Source organism: Streptomyces hypolithicus (assembly GCF_052934925.1).
Map to the genome: position 1 here is coordinate 1223587 of NZ_CM128811.1, position 23556 is coordinate 1247142.

The following is a 23556-nucleotide window of genomic DNA, read 5'->3' on the forward strand; positions in this document are numbered from 1 at the left end:
CGCGGGACGGATGTATGACCAGTTGGGCACGCAAGGGTGCTTTTCCGTACCGCGATACGAATGATTAGTCTTCTGGTGATGCGGTGAACGTCGCAGCCGCGCAGGACGCGCCACCTCATCCGCCCGACCGCGACGAACGTGACGACGCACTCAGCAGCAGTGGCTCAGCAGCAGCAGTGGCCGACCAGGAGGCAAAGCAGTGAACAGGGATCGGTCCGAGTACCACGGCGACGGCCAGTCCTCGGACGGGGACGACCGTGAGCTGGATCTCACCGGCGAGTTCGAGATCGTCTACGAGCCCCCTGCCTGGTACGACCAGAGCACGCGGGGTGGCGCCGCACAGGGCGGGCAGGATGGGCAGGGGGGCGCCGGTCAGGCCGCTCCCCCGCCTCCGAGCGGCCCCCCGGTGCGCCCGCCCCTGGGTGGCCCCGGTCAGCCGGGACCGGCGGCGGCGCCGCACGTTCCCGCGCAGGGGCAGCCCTACGCGCCGAGCACGCCGTCGCAGCATCCGGGCAGCGGGGCCGCGGTGCCCCAGCAGGCCGCCGGTTACGGGTATCCCCAGCAGCCGGCGCCGGGCGGGTACGGGTATCCGCAGCAGCCGGGTCAGGACGCCTCGGGCGGTTACGGCTACCCCCAGCAGCAGCCACCGGCCGCACCACCCGCCGCACCCGGCTTCCCCGTACTGCGCCCGGCCGCTGAAGACCCGCAGAGCAACCCACCGCAGGGCACCGCAGGTGCCCCCGGGCAACCACCCGCCCCGGCCCAGCAGCCAGCGCCGGGTCAGGACGCCTCGGGCGGTTACGGCTACCCCCAGCAGCAGCAGCCACCCTCCGCACCACCCGCCGCACCCGGCTTCCCCGTACTGCGCCCGGCCGACGAGGGCGCCCAGAACAACCCACCGCAGGCAACCGCCGCCCCCGAGCAGCAGCCCGCCTCCGCCCCGCGGGCCCCCGAGCCGAACTACGCGGCAGCCGACGCCGAAGCAGCGGCGCTGTTCGGCAGCGACGACGAGGCGGCCACGGACACCGAAACGCCCGTGGCTGTCGACGCCGACAACCCCCAACGCCTCGACGAGTCCGCCTCGGCCGAACCGGTGGCCCCCGGCACGGACACAGGCGCCCCCCGCACGGACTCAACGGCTGCCCCGGACACCGGTGCAGCAGCCGGCGGGTCCCAGTCGGCCGTGCAGCAGCCGGCCGTGCAGCAGCCGCAGGGCGAGCCCGCGGTGCAGAACCCGCAGGAGCTGCCGCCGCTGCCGCAGGGGTACCAGCCCGCGCAGCCTCCCCAGGGTGCGCCGCCGCAGGCCGGGCAGCCCGAGCCGCAGACCGCCGGATACGGCTACCCCCAGCTCCCCGCCCAGCAGGCGCAACCACTGCCGCAGCACCAGGCCCCGCCGCAGGGCACCTTCGGCGCGGCCCAGCCGTTGCCCGCGCCCCACCAGCAGCCCATGCCGCCGCAGCACCCGGGATACCCCGCGCAGGGCGCCCCCGGCTACCCGCAGCCGCACCAGCAGCAAGCAACCGGGACACCGCACGGGCAGGCACCTCAGCCGCAGCCCGTGCCGCCGCCGCCCGCGCAGCAGCAGGGGGCGCAGCCGTACTCCGCGCAGCCCCACGGCGTACCGCCGCAGCAGCCTCAGCCCGGCTACAACTACCCGCCGCAGCAGGCCGGTTACGGCTACCCGCAGGCAGGCCTGCCCGTACCGCCGCAGCAGCAGCCGGAGCAGCAACAACCGCAGGCCCAGCAGCCTCCGTACCAGCAGCATCCGCAGGCCCAGCAGCATCCGTACCAACAGCAGCCCCAGCAGCCGGCGCCCCAACAGCAGTCTCCCGCCCCGCCGGCCTACGGCGCGCATGGCCAGGGCCAGGGCTGGAGCGCCCCGGCGGGACCGCAGGCCGGCGCGCCTCAGCAGCAGGCCGCGCCCGGCACCCCGCTCGGTTACAACGCCGCCGTCGAGCTCTCCTCCGACCGGCTGCTGCGCAACCAGCCCAAGGCCCGCAAGAACCACTCGGTTCCGTCCCGCTTCAAGCTCGGCGCCAAGAAGGAGGAGGAAGAGCGACAGCGCAAGCTGGCACTCATCCGTACCCCGGTGATGTCGTGCTACCGGATCGCCGTGATCAGCCTCAAGGGCGGCGTCGGCAAGACCACGACGACCATTTCGCTCGGCTCCACGCTCGCCTCCGAACGCCAGGACAAGATCCTCGCGATCGACGCCAACCCGGACGCCGGAACCCTCGGCCGACGTGTACGGCGCGAGACCGGTGCCACCATCCGTGACCTGGTACAGGCGATCCCGCAGCTCAACAGCTACATGGACATCCGCCGCTTCACCTCGCAGGCGCCGTCCGGGCTCGAAATCATCGCCAACGACGTGGACCCCGCGGTCTCCACGACGTTCAACGACCAGGACTACCGCAGCGCGCTGGAGGTCCTGGGCAGGCAGTACCCGATCATCCTCACCGACTCGGGCACCGGTCTGCTCTACAGCGCGATGCGCGGAGTCCTCGACCTCGCCGACCAGCTGATCATCATCTCGACTCCGTCGGTCGACGGCGCGAGCAGCGCCTCGACAACGCTCGACTGGCTCTCGGCGAACGGTTTCGCGGACCTCGTACAGCGGTCGCTCACCGTGATCTCCGGGGTCCGCGAAACCGGCAAGATGATCAAGGTGGACGACATCGTCGCGCACTTCGAGACCCGCTGCCGGGGTGTCGTCGTGGTGCCGTTCGACGAACACCTCGCGGCCGGCGCGGAGGTCGACCTCGCCATGATGCGGCCCAAGACACGCGAGGCGTACTTCCACCTCTCGGCCCTCGTCGCCGAGGACATCGCCCGCACCCAGCAGGGCCAGGGCTTCGCCGCCCCGGGACAGCAGGCGCTGGGACAGCAGGCCCCGGGTCAGCAGCAGCCACAGCAGGGGTACGCCCCCCAGCAGCCCGGAGTCGTCCCGCAACAGGGCCAGGGCTGGCAGCAGCAGGCACCGCAGCAGCCCCCGCAGGGCCAGGGCTGGCAGCAGCCGCCGAGCGGCTGGACGCAGCAGGGTTAGCCGTACGGGTCGACTCCTGCGATCTTCGAGCGGCCGGGATCGAGCTGGCCTAGGATGCCGGGGACGACGTAGGACCGTTTGCGAAGGGGAGAGTGAGTGATGGGGAGCGCACAGGAGAAGGATGAGCTGTACGCCCTCGACATCTCCGGTATCGAGTGGCACAGCGCCCCCGGCACGAGCGAGAACGAGGAGCGGGTCGAGATCGCGTACCTTCCGGGCGGGGCGGTCGCGATGCGCTCGTCCATGGACCCGGAGACCGTCCTGCGGTACACGGAGGCCGAGTGGCGGGCGTTCGTACTCGGGGCGCGCGACGGCGAGTTCGATCTGACCTGAGGCCTGAGGCCTGACAGCACTGTGCCCCGCCGAACGCGATTCGGCGGGGCACAGTCGTTGGTCCGTGTCAGCGGCGGCTTCTGCTGACGACGAAGGCGAGTCCCCAGGCCGCCGCGACGGCGGCCAGGAGGCCGAGCAGGGTGTGCATCTCGGTCCCGGAAGCCCCGCCCCACCACACCTTGGCCGGGTAGAAGGGATCGACCTCCATCATGTCCCTGAGGGCAAAGTGCCCACCGGCGTCGGCGGTGATGAGTACCACGCCGTTGGTGAAGCCGAAGAAGGTGCCGAGCATGGCCACGATGGCCCCGCTGATGTGAGCTCCGACGCTGCGGCGGGCCACCAGGCCGACCACGGCGCCGACAGCCGCTCCGTTGAGGAGGGCGTGGAGCACATAGAGGACGCGTGCCGTGTCCGCCGACTGGTCCTTGTACGTGGCGTACATGACGACGCTGTAGATCAGCGCGACGATGAACGAGACCAGGAACCCGAGGAAGAACGCGCCCACCGGATTACCGGACCTCGGCTGCGGGCCGTAGGGCGCCTGAACCGGATAGCCCGGCCCCGGCTGCATCGGGAACTGCCCCGGGCCGGGGAAGGGTTGCGGTGCGCCGTATCCCCCCGGTGCCTGCCCGCCCTGAGGCGTCGGCGGCCCGGGCGGCTGCTGCGGCATCGGGGTCTGGGGCATCGGGGGCTGGTTGCCGGGGTTGCCCGGATTCGCCGGGTGGTACGGAGGCTGGGGTTGGGGCTGCCAGGGCTGGCTCAAAACGGGTCCCCCGAGAAGCAGATAGTGGAGTCGCCAAATTACCAAACGGGCCCCCGCGAGGCCCCGCCACCCCGATGCTCGGCGCGGCCTCTTCACACGTTCACTGGCTCCGTCGACCCACCGTCAGCCCCTCAGCAGTAAGGCAACAAGGGTATAGACCAATAAGGGTCGACCACGGTCACCGCCGAGCGGCCCGTACTTCGTCCGATCCGGTATTCCCGCAGTCCACACGGTGTTTTCAGCATCGTTGACCAGACCGGACCGGCGCTGATAAACCTTCGCTTCACCAGCTGGAGCCCGATGATCAACCCACGCTCCCCGTGCGAGTGATGACGCGAGGTCACCGTCCCATGGACACACAGATTCCGCGCAGTACCCGGCAACGCCCCCGTATCCGAATCCTCTTGGCCGCCGGAGCCACCGCCCTGGCCCTGGCCGCCGCAGCCGCGACACCGCTGAACCCCGCTCCCCAGAAGGCCGAAGCCGCACCGGGCGAAGGGAAGCGGACGCTGACCGTCGCGGTCTCCCAGAGCGTCGACACTCTCAGCCCGTTCCTGGCGCAACGTCTGGTCTCGACCACCGTCCATCGTCTGATGTACGACTTCCTGACGAACTACGACGCCAAGGACAACCAGGCGATCCCCGGCCTCGCCACCAAATGGGAGCCGTCCCCGGACAAGCTGACGTGGACGTACACCATCCGCGAGGACTCGACGTGGTCCGACGGCAAGCAGGCCACCGCCGAGGACGCCGCCTGGACCTTCAACAAGATGATGACCGACGAGGCCGCGGCCACCTCCAACGGCAGCTTCGTCGCGAACTTCAAGAAGGTCACCGCCAAGAGTCCGACCGAGCTGGTCATCGAGCTGAAGAAGCCGCAGGCCACCATGACGGCGCTCGATGTGCCGATCGTGCCCAAGCACGAGTGGGAGAAGGTCGGGGACTTCTCGAAGTTCAACAACGACAAGAATTTTCCGATCGTCGGCAACGGTCCCTTCATCCTCACCGACTACAAGGTCGACCAGTACGTCAAGTTCAAGCCGAACCCGAAGTTCTGGCGCGGCGCCCCGAAGTTCGACGAGCTGGTGCTGAAGTACTACAAGGACGGTGACGCCGCCGTCGCCGCGCTGCAGAAGGGCGAGGTGTCGTTCGCGTCCAACCTCACGCCCGCCCAGGCCGCGGCCCTCGGCAAGGCCAAGAACGTCAAGGTCAACAACGCCCCGGGCCGCCGCTTCTACGCTCTGGCCACCAACCCCGGCGCCAAGGCGAAGAACGGCAAGAAGTTCGGCAACGGCCATCCCGCGCTGCTCGACGCGAAGGTGCGCCAGGCGCTCTTCGCCGCGACCGACCGCAAGACGATCATCGACAAGGTCTTCCAGGGGTACGCCGTCGAGGGCGAGGGGTACATCCCGCCCCGCTTCTCGGACTACTTCTGGAAGCCGGCGGCCGATCAGAAGATCGAGTACGCCCCGGCGAAGGCCGCCGCGCTGCTCGACGAGGCGGGCTACGAGAAGAACGGTGCGGGCAAGCGCGTCGGCAAGGACGGCAAGCCGCTGGACTTCCGCATCCTGTGCCACGCCACCGACCCGAACGACAAGGCCATCGGCAAGTACATGCAGGAGTGGTGGGGCGAGCTGGGCATCGGCCTGAAGGTCGACTGCCTCGACAACACCACCGACCCCTGGCTGGCCGGCGAGTACGACCTGGCCTTCGACGGCTGGTCCGTCAACCCCGATCCGGACTTCGTCCTCTCCATCCACACGTGCGCGGCGCTGCCCGCCACGCCCAAGGACACCGGCGGGACCGACAACTTCATCTGCGACAAGAAGTTCGACGACCTGTACGGGCAGCAGACCGCGGAGTACGACGAGACCAAGCGCGCCGACCTCGTCAAGCAGATGCAGTCGCGGCTGTACGACACGGGCTACATGAATGTCATGGCCTATCCGAACGCGGTCGAGGCGTACCGTACCGACCAGATCAAGTCGATCACGACGATGCCCGAGGCCGGGGGCAATCTCTGGGGCCAGGACGGCTACTGGAGCTGGTGGTCGGCCGTGCCCGCCGACACGGGTGACACCGGGGAGAAGAGCGGATCCTCCACGGGGCTCGCCGTCGGCATCGGTGCGGCCGTCGTCCTCGCCGCCGGTCTTGGCGTCTTCGTCCTGATGCGCCGCCGTTCCACCGCGGAAGACCGTGAGTAGTCCATGAGCACTGCACGCACCACCGCCGCTGTCGCGGACGGTACGGCCGACGGCCCGGTCCCGGTGAAGACCGGGCCGTCCGGCCCCCGCGCCCGCTCCGCCCGCGCCTACCTGCTGTACGTCGCCGGAAAGCTCGGCGGGGCCGCCGTCTCGCTCTTCGCCGTCCTCATCACCAGCTTCTTCCTCTTCCGGATCATCCCGGGCGACCCGGTGCGCACCATGACACAGGGGCGCCAGGTGTCGGCCGAACAGCTGGCCGCCCTGCGGCGCCAGTTCGGACTGGACCTGCCGGTCTGGCAGCAGTTCACGGAGTACTGCGCCAAGGCCCTGTCCGGCGACTTCGGCACCTCGTACCAGTTCCACGCGCCGGTCGGTGGGCTGATTGCCGAGAAGCTGCCTGCGACGCTGCTGCTGACCGGTGTCGCCGTCGTCATCTACTCGGTGCTCGGCCTGTGGCTCGGCACCCGTTCCGCCTGGCACCACGGCGGGACCGGCGACAAGGTGAACACCGGTGTGGCGCTGACCCTGTGGTCGGTGCCGTCGTTCTGGCTCGGCCTGCTGCTGATCATCACGTTCTCGGTGGGCATCGGCCCGATCCCGGGAATGTTCCCGACGGGCGGCATGGACTCGGGCACGACATCCGGATTCGCGTACGCCCTCGACGTCGCCCACCACATGGCGCTGCCCGTCGTCACGCTGGTCGCGGTCGGGTACGCCCAGACGCTGCTGGTCATGCGGTCCTCGCTGCTGGACGAGATGGGCAGCGACTACCTCACGACGGCCCGCGCGAAGGGCCTGCGCGACGACATCGTGCGGCGCCACCACGCCGTACCCAACGCGCTGCTGCCCACCGTCACCATGGTCTTCATCAACCTCGGCCATGTGGCGGCCGGCTCCATCCTGGTCGAGACGGTCTTCTCCTGGCCGGGACTCGGCGGGCTGTTCTACCAGGCGCTGAGCGTGCCCGACCTGCCCCTGGTGCAGGGGCTGTTCGTGGTCTTCGCCGGAGCGATGATCGTGATGAACCTCCTCGCCGACCTGCTCTATCCGCTGCTCGATCCCCGGGTGGGCCGATGACAACGACGACGACCAAGACACCGCAGACCGCCTCGTCGCTCGCCCGGGCGCGGCGCCGGCACTCCGTGGCCCGGTTCTGGCGGGCGTACCGTACGCACCGGGCGGGGCTCCTCGGGCTCTGCGCGCTCGCTCTCATCGGGCTGATCGCGCTCACGGCGCCGCTGCTCGTCGGCGGCGACGTACAGAGCGTGACGAACGCTCCGGGCACCGCGCTGGAGCCGCCGAGCGGAGAGTTCCCGCTCGGTACCGACCAGTTCGGGCGCTCGCTGCTCGGTCTGCTGATCTGGGGCGCGCGGATCTCGCTGACCGTGGGGCTGCTGGCCGCCGCGCTGTCGGTGGCGATCGGTACGCTCGTGGGGATCGTGGCCGGACACTTCGGCGGCTGGTTCTCCACCGTGATCATGCGCATCACGGACTGGTTCCTGGTGATGCCCACGCTGGTACTCGCGATCGTGCTGGCCACGGTGATGTCGCGAAGCGTCTGGACGGTGATCCTGGCGATCGGCGTCACCACCTGGCCGACGACGGCCCGGCTGGTGCGGGCGCAGACCCTCGCCGTCGAGTCGCGCCCGTACATCGAGCGCGCCACGGCGCTCGGCGGGGGCCACGGGCACATCATGACCCGCCATGTCCTGCCGAACGTGATGCCGCTCGTGCTCGCGCAGACCACGCTCGGCATCTCCAACGCCATCCTGACCGAGGCCACGCTCGCCTTCCTCGGCCTCGGCGACCCGAACGTCGTCTCGTGGGGCGGCATGCTCCAGGACGCGCGGGAGGCGGGCGCGGTCTCCTCGGGCCACTGGTGGTATCTGGCGCCGCCCGGCATCGCCATCGCGCTGGTCGCGCTGGCGTTCACGCTGTGCGGGCGTGCGGTCGAGACGGTGCTCAACCCGAAGCTGGGGGTTTCCCGATGACACGTTTCCCGACGACGGGGCTCCCGATGACGGGGCTCCCGACGACAGGCGTCAGCACTCTTGAGGTGAAGGACCTGCATGTCACCTACGGCGCCGGGACGCGCGCCGTACGCGGTGTGGACCTGACGCTCTCCGCGGGCGAGAAACTGGGCGTCGCCGGGGAGTCCGGCTGCGGAAAGTCGACGCTGGCGCTCGCGCTGCTGCGGCTGCTCCCGGCGTCGGCGACGCTCAGCGGGGAGATCCTGCTCGACGGCGAGGATGTCCTGACCATGAAGTGGGGCAGGCTGCGCGCCGTACGGTGGGCGGGAGCCTCGATCGTCTTCCAGGGCGCGATGCACTCGCTGAACGCGGTGCACCGCGTCGGCGACCAGATCGCCGAGCCGGTCCTGCTGCACCGCAGGTCCACCCCCGCGGCGGCGCGCAAGCGGGTCGCCGAGCTGCTGGAGCAGGTCGGGCTGCCGGTGGCGCGGGCCGACGCGTATCCGCACGAGCTGTCGGGCGGGCAGCGCCAGCGCGTGATGATCGCGATGGCGCTGGCGTGCGATCCGCGGCTGATCGTGGCCGACGAGCCGACGACGGCGCTGGATGTCATGATCCAGGCGCAGATTCTGCGGCTGATCGAGCGGCTGGTCGCCGACCACGGCATCAGCCTGCTGATGATCAGTCACGACCTGTCGGTGCTGGCCGACACGTGCGACCGGCTCGCGGTGATGTACGCCGGGCGGGTCGTGGAGGAGGGCCCGGCGGACCAGGTGTTCGCCGAGGCCCAGCATCCGTACGGTCGGGCCCTGTCGGCGGCGTTCCCCCGCATCGGCGACCCTGCTTCTCGGCGGGCGCCGCGGGGGCTGCCCGGGGATCCGCCGGATCCGGCGGCGTTGCCGGCTGGCTGTGCGTTCCATCCCCGGTGTCCGGTGGCGCTGGACTCCTGCCGGGTGGAGGATCCGGCGCTGCGGGAGGCGGGGGCCGGGCGGAGAGCCGCGTGCGTGCATGTGGGGGCGGAGGCGGTTGTGGTGCCGGCGCCTTGACGGGGGCGTGACAGGGGTGTGACGGGGGTGTGCGCCGCGCCTGCGGCGGGCTTGTTCCCCACCCCGCCCCTTCCCGAAACCCCGCCCCTTCCCGAAGCTGGCTCCGACCCAGGCCCCCTCCTCGAACGCCGGAGAGGCTGAAAGTGCGGCCACCTCCAACCCGCCCAGCGACCCCCAGCCGCCCTTCACCGGAGTCAGACATGAGCCCCGCTCCCCTCCTCTCCGCCACCGCCCTGCACGTCGCCTTCCCCGGCCGCCGCGGCGCCCCGACCGCCCGGGCCGTCGACGGCGTCGACCTCGACATCCGCCCCGGCGAGATCGTCGCGCTCGTCGGCGAGTCCGGCTGCGGCAAGACGACGCTCGCCCGCTCGCTGCTCGGCCTCGTCCCGCCGACCACAGGCCACGTCACCTTCGCCGGCCGCCCCCTCGATTACGGCTCCCGGTCCCTCAAGGCGTACCGCAAGCGCGTCCAGCTCGTCCTCCAGGATCCCAGCGGCTCGCTCAACCCCCGGCACACCGTGTACGACGCCGTCGCGGAAGGCCTGCGGATCCACGGCTCCACGGACGACGAGCGCGAGGCCGTCGCTGGGGCCCTCTCGCGGGCCGGGCTGCGGCCCCCGGAGCGGTTCTTCCTGCGGTACCCGCACGAACTCTCCGGCGGCCAGCGTCAGCGCGTCGTCATCGCCGGCGCACTTGTCCTCGAACCCGAACTCATCGTCGCCGACGAGCCGGTGGCGTCCCTGGACGCGTCCGTACGGGGTGAGATCCTCGCCCTGCTCCTGTCGCTTCGCGACGAACTGGGCCTGTCCGCCCTGGTGGTGACCCACGACCTCGGTCTGGCCTGGAACATCGCGGACCGCGTCGCCGTGATGTACCTGGGCCGCATCGTGGAGACGGGTCCCGCCGAACAGGTGCTGACGACGCCTCAGCATCCCTACACGCAGGCCCTGTTGTCCGTCCTGCCCGAGTCCGGTGAAACACCGGTCGTGCTGACCGGCGAGCCCCCGGACCCGTCCCGCGTCCCCGGCGGCTGCCGTTTCCACGCCCGCTGCCAGGTACTCGCGTCCGGAGCGGCCGAGGCCGCGGGTGTCGCCGGCGACTGCCGTGCGAAGCTACTACCGGTCCTGACCGGCGGCGAGGAGGCCCAGGTCGCCTGCCACTGGGCGGCGGCCTTGGCCCGCACTTCCGGGCCGGCGGAGGCGGAGGAGGCTAGCGGGCCGGGTGGTACGCGCCGATGAGCTCGCGCGAGCGCTGCACGTCGGCCCCTATGGCCTCCAGCAGCGCCTCGATCGAGTCGAACTTGGCCTGACCGCGCACGTACGCGAGGAAGTCCACGGCGACGTGCAGCCCGTACAGGTCGAGGCCGACCCGGTCGATGGCGTATGCCTCAACCGTCCGCTCCGTGCCGTCGAACTGCGGGTTCGTGCCGACCGAGATCGCCGCGGGCATCTCCTCGCCCGCGGCGGTCAGCCAGCCCGCGTACACGCCGTCCGACGGGATCGCGGTGTGCGGCAGCGTTTCGACGTTCGCCGTCGGGTAGCCCAGCTCACGGCCGCGCTGCGCCCCGCGCACGACGACGCCCTCGACCCGGTGCGGCCGGCCCAGGATCTCCGCGGCGCCCTCGACGTCGCCCTCGGCGACCAGCCGCCGGGTCAGCGTGGAGGAGAACGGCTCGCCGCCGCCCGCCGCGCCGGTGACGTACAGGTCGACGACCTCGACCTCGTAGTCGTACGTCGGGCCCAGCTCCGTGAGGAAGGCGACATTGCCCGCCGCCCGGTGCCCGAAGCGGAAATTGGGGCCTTCGATGACGGCCCGCGTGTGCAGTTTGTCGACCAGTACCTTCACGATGAAGTCGGCCGGCGAGAGCTTCGAGAACTCCGGCGTGAAGGGCAGGATCAGCAGCGCGTCCACCCCAAGGCCCGCCATCAGCTCCGCACGGCGGTGGTGCGGGGCCAGCAGCGGCGGGTGGCTGCCGGGGCGCACGACCTCGCTGGGGTGCGGGTCGAAGGTGACGACGACGGAGGGCACACCGAGCTCGCGGGCCCGTTCCACCGCGCGCCCGATGATCAGCTGGTGGCCGCGGTGCACCCCGTCGTAGGAGCCGATGGTGACGACGCTGCGCCCCCAGTCCTGGGGGATGTCCTCCAAGCCGCGCCAGCGCTGCACTGTGACCGCTCTCCTCGCCCGAACCCGAACCTGTGTACGTGAGTCTGCCGATTAGAAGCTGTTGTCCAGGTCCCGCTGGATCAGCTCGGGGCGTCTGGTGCGGTCGATCGCAAGGCACCGGAGTGTCCTGATAGCGGAGCTATCGGGGCATTTCGGCAACGCCGCGAGCGGCCGTGCCAGGCGTTCCGAGCCCAGCGGGAGTTGGACAACAGCTTCTTACGCAGGTCTAAGACTGCCATGCCCACGGGGTGCGGCTCGCATCGGCATGGGCGTCCCCAGGCTCTCGACCGTCCGGCGGGCGCCCGGCCCCATGACCGCCGCCCACTCCTGCGGCGCCGCCGCCAGCCAGCCCGCGAGGAGTGCGGCGAATTCCGGCGCCTCGTGGGCGAGCCCGACCAGTCGGCGGTCGAAGCGGGCCGCGCCCTCGGGCGTACGGACGAGAAGCGTCCCGGTGCGGTGCACGAGGTCCCTGGTCCGGGCCTCGGCCCTGCGCCCGGCGCCGAGCGCGGCGGCCCGCAGCAGCGCGTCGAGGACTGCCAGGTCCTGGGCGCCGTACGGCTGCCGGTGTTCGCAGTCCAGGAGTACGTCGAGCAGCTCGGCCCGCAGGGCCCGCGAGGCGCGGCTGCCGGGCGCGGCGAGTACGGGGGCGAGGGCGCGGCGCAGGTGGGCGGGGCCCTCCTGGAGCAGGGCCCTGACCAGGGGGAGGAGGCAGGCGCGGGCGTCGGGGCCGTGCTCGAGGCGGCGGTCGACGTACGCGGCGGTGTGCGGGGCGGCGTCGGGGTGGTCGCGGGCGTATGCGGCGATGAGGGCGGCGGCGGCGATCTGGTGGGCGGCGGGGGTGGTGGCTGGGGTGGTGGAGGTGGTGGCGGTGGTGGCGGTGGTGGTGGCGGCGAGGGCCCGGAGGATGTCGTCGGCGTCTTCGGCGGGCCTGGCCAGCCGGTCGCGGAAGGCGGCGAGGACCGGTTGCGGGTCGGTGTCCAGCGCGGCGGCGAGAGCGGTGGCCGGCGGGCGGTGCGGGCCGTCGCCGGCGAACGCCGCCAGCGCCGCGGCGAGGTGGCGGGGCCGGGTGTGCGGGTCGCGGACGAGGAGGCCGAGGGCGGGCCCGCGCAGGGTGTCGCCCCCTGGTCGTGCGAGCAGCGAGAGCGCGGCCTGCGTGAGCAGCTCGCGGTCGGTGGTGGTTGCGGCGTACGGCGCGGCGGCGGGGCCGTACGAGGCTGCGGCCGCCCAACGGTCGGGCCGCGCGTCGCGCGCCCAGCGGGCGGCGGCCCGGCAGAGCGCGGACGGCTCGTCCTCGGCGAGTGCGGTGAGGAGTTCGTGGGCGCGGGGGTGGGGCCTTTCGACGAGTGCTTCGGTGAGGTCGTCGACGGCCGTCCGGCGGCGGGCGTGGAGCAGCGCCTGGGCGACTCCCGCGATGGTGGGCCGTACGGCGGCGTCGGGGGCGGCGGGCAGCGGGCGGTCGTCGTCGAACCAGTGGCACAGCAGGGGCTGCACGACCCGTGGCGCGGCGGCGAGACGCCGGTCGACGGCGTCGAGGTAGCGGCCCTGCGCCGGTGCGGCGCCGCCGGGCGGGCCGTCGGCGGGCAGGAGTCGGCGCAGCAGGTCGATCCGCTCGGCCTCCGGCACGGGGATCCGCTCCCAGAACCAGGGACCGAACTCCCCGATGCCGCCGAGCCGTTGGGGTCCGCTGGCCTGGACCGACCGCCGGGTGATCGCGTCGGCCAGCATCCGCAGCGCCGCGAGGTGGCCGGGTGCGTCGCCCGCCCGCAGCCAGGCCTCGCCCAGCAGATGCGGGCCCCGGCTCCGGTCCTGAACGCCGACGTCCTGGCCGACGGGGGCGGCGCTGGGGTCGGTGCCGTGCCGGGGCGTCTCCTCGGGTGCCGAACGTTCGGCAGGGTTGGTTTTTGCGGCCACTCTGCGTTCGACACCCTGCGGGGAGCGCCCCGACACGTCCCCTCCCGGCACCTCGGGGGGCCCGGCGGGGGTGGTCGCGGTCATGAGGCGCAGGGCGCCTGCGGGGTTGAGGTCGCGGCCATAGCCCGGCACCGTCGCCGCGTTTCTGCGCAGCAGGGCCGCCAGCGGTCCGTCCGGCGCCGCCGCTGCCCGAAGGGGTACGGCGAAGGCCGCGAGCTCCCGCTCCTGCGGCGCTGTGCCGATCACGGCCAGCACCGCGCCCGTACCGGCGTCGAGGACCGGCCCGCCCGGTGCCGCGCCGCCCAGGCGCAGCGCGTCGCTGCCTGCCGTGCCGAGCGCCAACTCGACGGCGCAGGGGACGGCGTGTGTGCGGTCGGTGGTCGTGTAGGTGACGGGGCGCGGTCCGAGGACCCTCGCGTGGCGCCAGCCGCCGGCCGCCACTTGTACGTACGTGCCGCTCTCGACGCGGTCGCGGAGCGAGATCGGAACCGGTCTTACGGCGAGGCCTTCTGCCCGAATCAGGGCCAGATCCGCTTCGGGCAGCGCGGTGATCGCGTCGGCCTCGGCGACGCGGGTCCGCTCCCCCGGCGCCTGCAGGACGACGCGGGTCAGGCCATCGACCGCCTCGTGGCTGGTGACGACGGTGCCGAGGTGGTCGGCGACGAAGCCGGTGCCGCGCGGCCGTCCGGCCGGATCGCAGATCCGCACGAGCGTGACCTGCGGCTCCCGTACCGCCATCGCCGCACCTCCCCTGTCACCTTGACGTTAGGTCGGCGGTGATCAGTAAGAGAAGGACGCGCCCCCCAGTGCACCCGTCATTCGCTTCGAGCGCCTGACCAAAAGGGTGAATCGGCCTCAGGCGAACACTGCGAGGCTTTTCGCCTTGCCGCGCTGCTCTTCGACGAGCGCGAGGAAGCGGCCGTGGGGGTCGAAGACCGCTACGGGGCTGCTGTCGTACGCCGGCATGTCGAGGCGTACGCCGTTCGTCACGAGCCCGGCACGCTGCTCGTCCACGTCCCAGCGGGCGAACGCGGCGGCCGCCGCGTCGGCGATCGGCATGACCGCGAAGTCGGCCTGGAGTTGGTCGAGCGTCTTCGCCGCGTCGAGCCCGTAGGGGCCGACGCGGGTCCGGCGCAGCGCGGTCAGGTGGCCGCCGACGCCGAGACCGGCGCCCAGATCGCGGGCGAGGGCGCGGATGTACGTGCCGGAGGAGCAGACGACAGAGACGACCAGGTCGACCACGGGTGTGCCGTCCTCGGCCACCGCGGGGCGCACGTCGTACACCTGGAAGGAGGAGACGGTGACCGGCCTGGCCGGGATCTCGAACTCCTCGCCCTCACGGACCCGCGAGTACGACCGCTTGCCGTTGATCTTGATGGCGCTGACCTTCGACGGCACCTGCATGATCGCCCCGGTCAGGACGGCGACCCCGGCGTCGATGCCCTCGCGGGTCACGCCCGAGGCATCTGCGGACGCGGTGATCTCGCCCTCGGCGTCGTCGGTGACGGTGGTCTGGCCGAGCCGGATCGTGCCCAGGTACTCCTTCTCGGTCAGCGCGAGATGGCCGAGCAGCTTGGTGGCCCTCTCGACGCCGAGGACGAGGACGCCCGTCGCCATGGGGTCGAGCGTGCCCGCGTGCCCGACGCGGCGGGTCCCCGCGATCCCGCGCATCTTGGCCACTACGTCGTGCGAAGTGAAGCCGGACGGCTTGTCGACGATGACAAGGCCGTCCGGCGTCGTGGTGGTGCGCTTCATTCCGTGGTTTCGCCCTCGGCCTCGTCGTCGTCCTCGGGCTTGCGGTACGGGTCGGCCTCGCCGGCGTACTTCTTGCCCGTGGACACCTCGCGCACCTCGGCGTCCTTGGCGCGCGCCTTGTCGAGGAGGTCCTCTATGGTGCGGGCGTTGTCCGGCAGGGCGTCCGCGACGAAGGCCAGCGACGGCGTGTGCCGCACGCCGGTCTGGCGGCCGACCTCGGAGCGCAGGACGCCCTTCGCGCTCTCCAGCGCGGCCGCCGAGGCCGCGCGCTCCTCATCGTCGCCGTAGACCGTGTAGAAGACCGTGGCCTCCCGCAGGTCACCGGTGACCCGGGCGTCCGTGATGGTCACGAACCCCAGTCGCGGATCCTTGATACGCCGGTCCAGGGTCTCCGCGACCACGACCTGGATGCGATCGGCCAGTTTGCGGGCCCGCGCTTTGTCGGTCACCGGTCCGTCTCCTCTTTCTGCTGCTGTGTTGCGTCAGTCTTCGTCACTGTGCAGCCGCCGCCGAACCGACAGCAGCTCCACCTCGGGCCGGGCGGCGACCATGCGCTCGCACCGGTCCAGTACGTCCGTGAGGTGCCCCGTCTCCCCGGAGACCACGGCGAGGCCGATCTCGGCCCTGCGGTGGAGGTCCTGGTCACAGACTTCCGCCACGCTCACCGCGTACTTGCGCTGGAGCTCGGCGACTATCGGTCGTACGACGGAGCGCTTCTCCTTCAGCGACCGTACGTCGCCGAGGAGCAGGTCGAAGGACAGTGTCCCCACATACATGTGTGTCCGGATGTCCCGCCGGTTCGGGGTCGTGCCCCGCCAACTGGCGGGGACACAAGAACCGTACACGCAACGGCCGGGGCCGCTCGACGGAAATATTCTCCGCCGGGCGGCCCCGACTGTGCGGATCAGCTGTGCGGACTAGCCGCGCGGCTTCTCCCGCATCTCGTACGTCGCGATGACGTCGTCGATCTTGATGTCGTTGAAGTTTCCGAGGTTGATACCGCCCTCGAAGCCTTCGCGGATCTCGGTGACGTCGTCCTTGAAGCGGCGCAGACCCTGGATGTTGAGGTCCTCGGCCACGACCTTGCCGTCGCGGATGAGGCGCGCCTTGGTGTTGCGCTTGACCTCGCCGGAGCGGATGAGAACACCCGCGATGTTGCCCAGCTTGGACGAGCGGAAGATCTCGCGGATCTCCGCCGTGCCGAGCTCGACCTCTTCGTACTCCGGCTTGAGCATGCCCTTGAGGGCCGCTTCGATCTCCTCGATGGCCTGGTAGATCACCGAGTAGTAGCGGACGTCGACGCCCTCGCGGTCCGCCATCTGCGCGGCGCGGCCGGCAGCTCGGACGTTGAAGCCGATGACGATGGCGTCGGAGCCCATCGCCAGGTCGATGTCGGACTCGGTGACCGCACCCACACCCCGGTGCAGGACCCGGATCTCCACCTCTTCGCCGACGTCGAGCTGGAGCAGCGAGGACTCGAGAGCCTCCACCGAACCGGACGCGTCGCCCTTGATGATGATGTTGAGGTCCTGGACCAGACCGGCCTTGAGCACCTGGTCGAGGTCCTCGAGGGACACCCGGCGGGTGCGCTTGGCGAAGGCGGCGTTGCGCTCACGCGCAGCACGCTTCTCGGCGATCTGGCGGGCCGTACGGTCCTCGTCGACGACCAGGAAGTTGTCGCCGGCGCCGGGGACGTTGGTGAGACCCAGGACCAGGACGGGGGTCGAAGGACCCGCTTCCTCGACGTTGTTGCCGTTGTCGTCGAGCATGGCGCGGACTCGGCCGTACGCGTCACCGGCGACCATCGTGTCACCCACGCGGAGCGTTCCGCGCTGGACGAGCACCGTGGCGACGGCGCCGCGGCCCTTGTCGAGGTGAGCCTCGATGGCAATACCCTGCGCGTCCATCTCGGCGTTCGCACGGAGGTCGAGCGACGCGTCGGCGGTGAGGATCACGGCTTCGAGCAGCTGCTCGATGTTGAGACCCTGGCGCGCGGAGATGTCGACGAACATCGTGTCGCCGCCGTACTCCTCGGCCACCAGACCGAACTCGGTGAGCTGACCGCGCACCTTGGTCGGGTCGGCACCCTCGACGTCGATCTTGTTGACCGCGACCACGATCGGCACGTTGGCCGCCTTGGCGTGGTTCAGCGCCTCGATCGTCTGCGGCATCACACCGTCGTTCGCCGCGACCACGAGGATCGCGATGTCGGTGGACTTCGCACCACGGGCACGCATGGCGGTGAACGCCTCGTGACCGGGGGTGTCGATGAAGGTGATGGCGCGCTCTTCACCGTTGACCTCGGTGGCGACCTGGTACGCACCGATGTGCTGCGTAATTCCGCCGGCCTCGCCCGCAACGACGTTCGTCTTGCGGATCGCGTCCAGCAGTCGGGTCTTTCCGTGGTCGACGTGACCCATGACGGTCACGACCGGCGGACGGGAGACGAGCATGTCCTCGCCGCCCTCGTCCTCACCGAACTCGATGGAGAAGGACTCGAGAAGCTCGCGGTCCTCCTCCTCCGGGCTGACGATCTCGAGGACGAAGTTCATCTCGTCCGCGAGGAGCTTCAGCGTCTCGTCGGAGACGGACTGCGTAGCAGTGACCATCTCGCCGAGGTTCATCATCACGCCGACGAGCGACGCCGGGTTGGCGTTGATCTTCTCGGCGAAGTCGGTGAGCGAGGCACCGCGCGACAGGCGGACGGTCTGTCCGTTGCCGCGAGGCAGCATGACGCCGCCCACGGACGGGGCCTGCATGGCCTCGTACTCCTGGCGCCTCTGCCGCTTCGACTTGCGCCCACGACGCGCCGGACCGCCGGGACGGCCGAACGCACCCTGTGTGCCACCGCGGGCACCGGGGCCACCGGGACGGCCACCGAAGCCGGGACGGCCGCCGAAGCCACCGCCGCCGCCACCGGGACGACCCGCGCCACCGCCGCCACCGGGACCACCGGGACGGCCGGCGAAGCCGCCGCCGCCACCGCCGGGACCGGCCGGACGGCCTGCGAAGCCGCCGCCACCGGGACGACCGCCGCCGGCGCCACCGCCCGGACGGCCACCGGGGCCGCCGGGACCGCGGCCGCCGCCGCCAGGACCGCCACCGGGACGGGGGCTGGCTGCGGGACGCTGCGGCATCATGCCGGGGTTCGGACGGTTACCGGCCGGAGCGCCGCCCGGTCGCGGGGCGCCGCCCTGCGGACGGGGCATGCCACCGGGGGTAGGACGTGCGCCACCCTGGCCGCCCTGCGGACGCGGAGCGCCGCCGGGACCGCCCTGGGGGCGCGGGGCGCCACCGGGGGCGCCGGCGCCGCCGGGGCGGGGTGCGCCACCGGGACGGGGTGCGCCGGGGCGCGCCATGCCGGTGGTGCCACCAGAGGTGAACGGGTTGTTGCCGGGACGGGGACCCGCGGGACGGGAGCCGCCCGGACGCGGGGCCTGCTGGCCACCGGGACGTGCGGGGCGCTCGCCGCCGCGCTCGCCACCACGGCCGCCGTCACGCTGACCGCCATCGCGCTGGCCGCCGTCACGCTGACCGCCGGCCGGGGCCGGACGGGCAGGGCCACCGGCAGGGCGGGGGCCGGGCGTGGCACCCGCGGGACGCGGGGCCTGCGGCTGCTGCGGGGCGGCGGGCTGTGCCGGAGCCGGGGCGGAGAACTCCGCCGCGGGTACCGGAGCGGCCGGTGCCGGCTTGGCCGGCGCAGGCTTCGGGCCCGGACGCGGGCCGGCCGAGGGCGCGGACGGCGCGGACTCGGCCGGCGCGCTCTTCGGAGCCTCGGCCTCGGCCGCAGCCGGCTTGGGGGCCGGAGCGCCGGGCTTCGGAGCTCCGGGACGTGCTGCCTGTGCCGGAGAGGGTGCTGCCGTCGGGGACGGCTTGGCGGGCGTCGCCTTACGCGGCGCGCCCGGCTTGGCTGCGGACTTGCCGGCGTTGCCGCCGGGACCCTGCAGCGCGTCAGTCAACTTGCGTACAACCGGCGCCTCGATCGTCGAGGACGCCGAACGTACGAATTCACCCAGTTCTTGGAGCTTGGCCATGACGACCTTGCTCTCTACGCCGAACTCCTTGGCGAGTTCGTATACCCGGACCTTAGCCACTTCGCTCCTTTTAGGTCCGGGTTACCGCCGGACCGTCGCTACTTCATGGGCGTACTCATCGCGTACTCATCGAGTGCTCATCGCAATCTCGACCTACTTCCAACTCGCGAGGTACCTGACCGCACGGTTATCCGTGCCGTTCTCTTCTTACGGTGTTGCCTGCGCCGCCTGCTCGACGAACTGGCTCAGCGCCGATGTGTCGAGCGGCCCCTTGCCCCGGAAGGCCCGGGGAAACGCCCGGCGGCGGACCGCCAGGTCGAGGCAGACAGAGGCGGGGTGGACGTACGCACCCCGGCCGGGCAGCGTACCGCGAGGATCGGGGACACATTCACCCTCGATCTCCACGATGCGCAGCAGTTCCTTCTTGGCCACTCGCTCCCGGCATCCCACACAGGTTCGCTCAGGGCATACGCGGGCATGCGTCCGGCCAGACACTATTTAGTCTACCTCCCCGCAGCGACCTCACCCCATGGGGGTAGAAATCGAACGGTCGTTGTCGTAAAACGTGCTCAGTCCTGGTCCGACGGCTGCTCGGTGTCGGACCGGATGTCGATGCGCCAACCGGTCAGCCGCGCCGCGAGGCGGGCGTTCTGGCCCTCCTTGCCGATGGCCAGCGACAGCTGGTAGTCGGGCACGGTGACCCGGGCGGAGCGGGCGGCGAGGTCCACGACCTCGACCTTGCTGACACGGGCCGGCGACAGGGCGTTGGCGACCATCTCGGCCGGGTCGTCCGACCAGTCCACGATGTCGATCTTCTCGCCGTGCAGTTCGGCCATGACATTGCGCACGCGTCCGCCCATCGGACCGATGCAGGCACCCTTGGGATTGAGGCCCGAGCGGTTCGACCGTACGGCGATCTTGGAGCGGTGACCGGCCTCGCGTGCGATGGCCTCGATGACGACCGACCCGTCGGCGATCTCGGGGACCTCCAGCGCGAACAGCTTCTTCACCAGGTTGGGGTGGGTGCGCGAGAGCGTCACGGAGGGGCCGCGCATGCCCTTGGCCACCCGTACGACGTACGTCCGCAGACGCAGGCCGTGCGTGTACTCCTCGCCGGGCACCTGCTCCTGCACCGGCAGGATGGCTTCCAGCTTGCCGAGGTCGACCAGGACGTTCTTGGGGTCCCTGCCCTGCTGCACCACGCCGGTGACGACATCGCCCTCGTGGCCCGCGTACTCGCCGAAGGTCCGGTCGTCCTCGGCGTCGCGCAGGCGCTGGAGGATGACCTGCTTGGCGGTGCTCGCCGCGATCCGGCCGAAGTCGGACGGCGTGTCGTCGAAGTCCTTGGGCTCCTGGCCCTCTTCGAGATCGGCCGGGTCTTCCTTCGCCCAGACCGTCACATGACCGCTCTCACGGTCGAGTTGCACGCGCGCCCGGCGGTGGCTGCCCTCGGTCCGGTGGTACGCGATGAGGAGGGCCGATTCGATCGCCTCGACCATCAGGTCGAAGGAGATCTCCTTTTCTTTCGCCAAGCCCTTCAGGAGCTTTACGTCGATGTCCATGGCTACGCCTCCTCTTCCTTCTTGTCCTTGCGGCTGAATTCGATCTCCACGCGCGCCTTGGCGATGTCGGAGAAGGCGACCCGGCGGGCGCTGGGCTTGCGGCCCTTGACGCCCGGCACTTCAAGGTCGAGCCCCTCGTCGTCCACGGTCAGGATGCGTGCGACCAGCTCGGTGCCGTCGTGCAGCTGCAGCCTGGCGAGCCGGCCGGTGTTGCGCACGTAGTGGCGGTGCTCCGACAGCGGGCGGTCGGCGCCCGGCGAACTGACTTCGAGGACGTACTCGCCCTCGCCCATCGCGTCCGTCTCGTCGAGCTTCTCGGAGACGGTGCGGCTCAGCTCGGCGCAGGTGTCCAGCTCCACGCCCTCGTCGGAGTCGACAACGATCCTCAGCATGCGGCGTCTGCCTGCCCGGGACACCTCGATGTCTTCCAGATCGAGGCCCTCCGCGCTGACCAGTGGTTCCAGGAGTGCGCGCAGCCTGTCGCTCTGGGTGGTGCTCATCCGGGTAACTCCTCGGCCGCCTGTGCTGTTGTGTGGTTCGTCGCGTGTCAGATCAAAGGGTATCCGGTCCCGAGGGGTGTTGCCGTCCGCCTGCCGGACAGCCGCGGGTACGCTCGCCTGCGGTGATCACCGCCGAGGCCCGAGGGAGACACACGTGGGGCGCACGGAAACCACACGACGGCGTGTGCTCGGAGTGACCGGGGCCGCCGCCGTCGCGGCGCTGACCGGCGGGTGCGCCGGCGCCCCGCCCACACGCGGAGCGGAGGGCGCCGCCGCGAAGGCCGTGAGCGTACGGGCCGAGACCCGGCTGCGGAAGGCCTCCGCCCAGGCCAGGCGGGCACTGCTCGCGCACTACGACGCCGTGGCCGCCGCACACCCCTCCACCGCGGAGCTGCTGCAGCCGATGCGCGAAGCGGTGGCCCGGCACGCCGACGCGCTGCGCCCGCCGGGCCGGGCCGCGGACTCCGGGCGGGCCGGTGGCGCGAAGGCCCCGGACGGCCCCGCCCCGCAGCCGCCCGCCGTCGCCGCGGTACGGGGCGCCGCGCTCCGGGACCTGGCCGCCGAGGAGCGCCGGGAGGCGGACGCGCACACCGCCGCCCTGATGGACGCCCCGGGCGAGCTGGCCCGGCTGCTGGCCTCCGTCGCGGCGGCCGCGGCCGCCCACGCGTACCTGCTGACCGAAGGGAGCGGCGAGTGAGCAGGCCGCACCGGACACTTCGCGCCGTGGGCGCCGTGGGCGCCGTGGAAGCGGTGCAGGCGGCGCTGGCAGCCGAGCACGCCGCCGTGTACGGGTACGGGGTGGTCGGCGGCCGGGTCACCGACGACCGCAGGGACCAGGCGCGGGAGGCGTACGACGCCCACCGCGCCCGGCGCGACGCGCTCGCCCGGACCGTCCGCGACCTGGGCGCCACCCCGGTGGCCGCGGCAGCCGCGTACGCCCTGCCGTTCCCGGTGCCGGACGCGGCCGCCGCCGTACGGCTGGCGGCGGAGCTGGAGGACAAGGTGGCCGGGGTCTACTCCGACGTCGTACGCGCCGCCGAGGGCACGCTGCGCCGCGACGCGGCGGCCGCGCTGCGGGAGGCGGCAGTGCGGGCCGTGCGCTGGCGGGGGCGCGGCGTAGCCTTTCCTGGGCTCGCCGAGCTGGGCACGGCGGCCGCCGCCGGCCGCAAGCAGTGAGCGCCACGCATTGATTCGCCGTTGAAGGGGACACCACACGCATGACTTTTCAACCGCCGCAGCGTCTCGTGCGAGCGCTCGGCGAGGCGTACGGGGACGCCGCCGCCCAGTGGCTGGGCCGCCTGCCGGAGCTCGCCCAAGACGCGGTGGCGCGGCGGAAGTTGGACGTCGAGCGGGTGCAGAACCCCGGCGGGCGCAGCAGCCTGGTCGTCCTCGCCCGGGAGCGGGACGGTTCGCCGGCCGCCCTCAAGATCGCCCCCGCGGCGGCCCGGCCCGACCTGGAGCGGGCGGCGCTCGCGCACTGGAACGGCTGGGGCGCGGTCCAGTTGCTCGACCAGGAGGGCGACGACGGCGCGCTGTTGCTGGAGCGGCTGCACCACGAGGTCTCGCTGCGTTCGCTGCCGGAGGCCAAGGCGCTGTTGGAAGCTGCGGGAATCATGCGGCGGTTGTGGACCGAGCCGGCCGCAGACCATCCCTTCGAGACGGTGGCCGAGCGCACCGCCCGCCAGGCGGGGCCGATGCGTTCCACCGCCTCGTCCGCGCTGACCCCGCTTGTCGACGCGGCCCTCGCGGCGCGCGAGGAACTCACCGCTTCCGCCGGTGAACTCCTTCTGCTGCACGGCAACTTCCGGCAGGGCAAGGTGCTGGCCGGTGACCGGGCGCCGTGGCTCGCCGTCGGCCCGGAGCCGCTGGTGGGTGAGCGGGCGTACGACCTGGCGCGACTGGTCCGCGACCGGGTCGAGGACCTGGTCGCGGCGGCCGGCGGCGCGTCCGCCACCCGCCGCCGGGTGAACAGGCTGGCCGACTCCCTGGACGTGGACCGGGCCCGGCTGCACGGCTGGACGCTGTTCCGTGCGGTGGAGTCGGGCGTACGGGCGAGCGCGGCCGGCCGCCACCAGGACGCGGAGCTGCTGCTGGAGTTCGCGGCCTGGCTTTAGCTTGAGATTTAACCTCGCCGCTCGAACACGACCGCAAGTCGGCTTCACGGAACCAGCATGCGCACCGTTTGTCCCGACTTGCTTAGATTTCCGACTGTGCTGCGGAGCCTGCTCGTGCGGCAGGAAGGGCTGGTCGGAGCTGTTCGAATCCG

At 71.8% G+C, this 23556-nt stretch carries 20 protein-coding genes; 10 read left to right on the plus strand and 10 right to left on the minus strand.

The features are described 5' to 3' along the window. Positions 1-199 precede the first annotated feature (199 nt). Complete coding sequence (locus ACU6WZ_RS05570) at positions 200-3046, plus strand: SCO5717 family growth-regulating ATPase (protein ID WP_447032005.1); 2847 nt, start codon at positions 200-202, stop codon at positions 3044-3046. Between the two features lie 99 nt (positions 3047-3145). Beyond that, on the plus strand, positions 3146-3379 hold the full coding sequence (locus tag ACU6WZ_RS05575; RefSeq protein WP_447032006.1) for a DUF397 domain-containing protein: 234 nt from the start codon (positions 3146-3148) through the stop codon (positions 3377-3379). 67 nt (positions 3380-3446) lie between these two features. Here the strand turns inward: ACU6WZ_RS05575 and ACU6WZ_RS05580 are convergent, their stop codons facing one another. After that, positions 3447-4064 carry a hypothetical protein gene (locus ACU6WZ_RS05580; protein ID WP_447032007.1) on the minus strand — a complete coding sequence of 206 codons (618 nt, stop codon included), beginning with the start codon at positions 4062-4064 and terminating at the stop codon, positions 3447-3449. A 428-nt stretch (positions 4065-4492) separates the two neighbouring features. On the opposite strand from ACU6WZ_RS05580, the gene ACU6WZ_RS05585 reads away from it, so the two are divergent. From ACU6WZ_RS05585 to ACU6WZ_RS05605, 5 genes are all read left to right on the plus strand, one after another. Next, positions 4493-6346: an ABC transporter substrate-binding protein gene (locus tag ACU6WZ_RS05585; protein ID WP_447032008.1), complete on the plus strand. Its 1854-nt coding sequence runs from the start codon at positions 4493-4495 to the stop codon at positions 6344-6346. A 3-nt stretch (positions 6347-6349) separates the two neighbouring features. Continuing rightward, positions 6350-7423 (plus strand): ABC transporter permease, encoded by a 1074-nt coding sequence (locus tag ACU6WZ_RS05590; protein ID WP_447032009.1) that lies wholly within the window; start codon positions 6350-6352, stop codon positions 7421-7423. After that, a complete protein-coding gene (locus ACU6WZ_RS05595) occupies positions 7420-8337 on the plus strand; it encodes an ABC transporter permease (protein ID WP_447032010.1) in 918 nt (305 codons plus the stop codon). The genes ACU6WZ_RS05590 and ACU6WZ_RS05595 overlap by 4 nt, the downstream gene beginning before the upstream one ends. Beyond that, positions 8334-9362, plus strand: coding sequence for an ABC transporter ATP-binding protein (locus ACU6WZ_RS05600; RefSeq protein WP_447032011.1), 1029 nt, complete (start codon positions 8334-8336; stop codon positions 9360-9362). The genes ACU6WZ_RS05595 and ACU6WZ_RS05600 overlap by 4 nt, the downstream gene beginning before the upstream one ends. Before the next feature lie 200 nt (positions 9363-9562). Further along, complete coding sequence (locus tag ACU6WZ_RS05605; protein WP_447032012.1) at positions 9563-10600, plus strand: ABC transporter ATP-binding protein; 1038 nt, start codon at positions 9563-9565, stop codon at positions 10598-10600. On the opposite strand, the gene ACU6WZ_RS05610 is transcribed toward ACU6WZ_RS05605, so the two are convergent. The 9 genes from ACU6WZ_RS05610 to rimP form a co-directional block, all read right to left on the minus strand. Beyond that, on the minus strand, positions 10572-11528 hold the full coding sequence (locus ACU6WZ_RS05610; RefSeq protein ID WP_447032013.1) for a bifunctional riboflavin kinase/FAD synthetase: 957 nt from the start codon (positions 11526-11528) through the stop codon (positions 10572-10574). The genes ACU6WZ_RS05605 and ACU6WZ_RS05610 overlap by 29 nt on opposite strands. Positions 11529-11744: 216 nt before the next feature. Beyond that, on the minus strand, positions 11745-14177 hold the full coding sequence (locus ACU6WZ_RS05615) for a hypothetical protein (RefSeq protein ID WP_447032014.1): 2433 nt from the start codon (positions 14175-14177) through the stop codon (positions 11745-11747). 117 nt (positions 14178-14294) lie between these two features. Then, positions 14295-15194, minus strand: a complete 900-nt coding sequence (gene truB, locus ACU6WZ_RS05620) for a tRNA pseudouridine(55) synthase TruB (RefSeq protein ID WP_447032015.1) — start codon at positions 15192-15194, stop codon at positions 14295-14297. Beyond that, positions 15191-15643, minus strand: coding sequence for a 30S ribosome-binding factor RbfA (rbfA, locus tag ACU6WZ_RS05625; RefSeq protein WP_447032016.1), 453 nt, complete (start codon positions 15641-15643; stop codon positions 15191-15193). Before rbfA ends, truB begins: the two co-directional genes overlap by 4 nt. 33 nt (positions 15644-15676) lie before the next feature. Next, positions 15677-15970 carry a DUF503 domain-containing protein gene (locus tag ACU6WZ_RS05630; RefSeq protein WP_447032017.1) on the minus strand — a complete coding sequence of 98 codons (294 nt, stop codon included), beginning with the start codon at positions 15968-15970 and terminating at the stop codon, positions 15677-15679. Between the two features lie 141 nt (positions 15971-16111). Next, complete coding sequence (gene infB, locus ACU6WZ_RS05635) at positions 16112-19288, minus strand: translation initiation factor IF-2 (RefSeq protein WP_447032018.1); 3177 nt, start codon at positions 19286-19288, stop codon at positions 16112-16114. A 147-nt stretch (positions 19289-19435) separates the two neighbouring features. Then, positions 19436-19723: a YlxR family protein gene (locus ACU6WZ_RS05640; RefSeq protein ID WP_447032020.1), complete on the minus strand. Its 288-nt coding sequence runs from the start codon at positions 19721-19723 to the stop codon at positions 19436-19438. A 74-nt stretch (positions 19724-19797) separates the two neighbouring features. Then, positions 19798-20790 carry a transcription termination factor NusA gene (nusA, locus tag ACU6WZ_RS05645; protein ID WP_447032021.1) on the minus strand — a complete coding sequence of 331 codons (993 nt, stop codon included), beginning with the start codon at positions 20788-20790 and terminating at the stop codon, positions 19798-19800. A 2-nt stretch (positions 20791-20792) separates the two neighbouring features. Beyond that, positions 20793-21290 carry a ribosome maturation factor RimP gene (rimP, locus tag ACU6WZ_RS05650; RefSeq protein WP_447032022.1) on the minus strand — a complete coding sequence of 166 codons (498 nt, stop codon included), beginning with the start codon at positions 21288-21290 and terminating at the stop codon, positions 20793-20795. A gap of 154 nt (positions 21291-21444) precedes the next feature. Between rimP and ACU6WZ_RS05655 the strand changes: the two genes are divergently transcribed. Genes ACU6WZ_RS05655 through ACU6WZ_RS05665 form a run of 3 tightly spaced genes read left to right on the plus strand, consistent with a single transcriptional unit; the run spans position 21445 to position 23404 of the window. After that, a complete protein-coding gene (locus ACU6WZ_RS05655; protein WP_447032023.1) occupies positions 21445-21987 on the plus strand; it encodes a hypothetical protein in 543 nt (180 codons plus the stop codon). After that, a complete protein-coding gene (locus ACU6WZ_RS05660; RefSeq protein ID WP_447032024.1) occupies positions 21984-22466 on the plus strand; it encodes a ferritin-like domain-containing protein in 483 nt (160 codons plus the stop codon). Before ACU6WZ_RS05655 ends, ACU6WZ_RS05660 begins: the two co-directional genes overlap by 4 nt. A 41-nt stretch (positions 22467-22507) precedes the next feature. Beyond that, the gene (locus tag ACU6WZ_RS05665; RefSeq protein WP_447032025.1) at positions 22508-23404 is read left to right on the plus strand and encodes an aminoglycoside phosphotransferase family protein; all 897 of its coding nucleotides are present in this window, start codon (positions 22508-22510) and stop codon (positions 23402-23404) included. Positions 23405-23556: the final 152 nt, after the last annotated feature.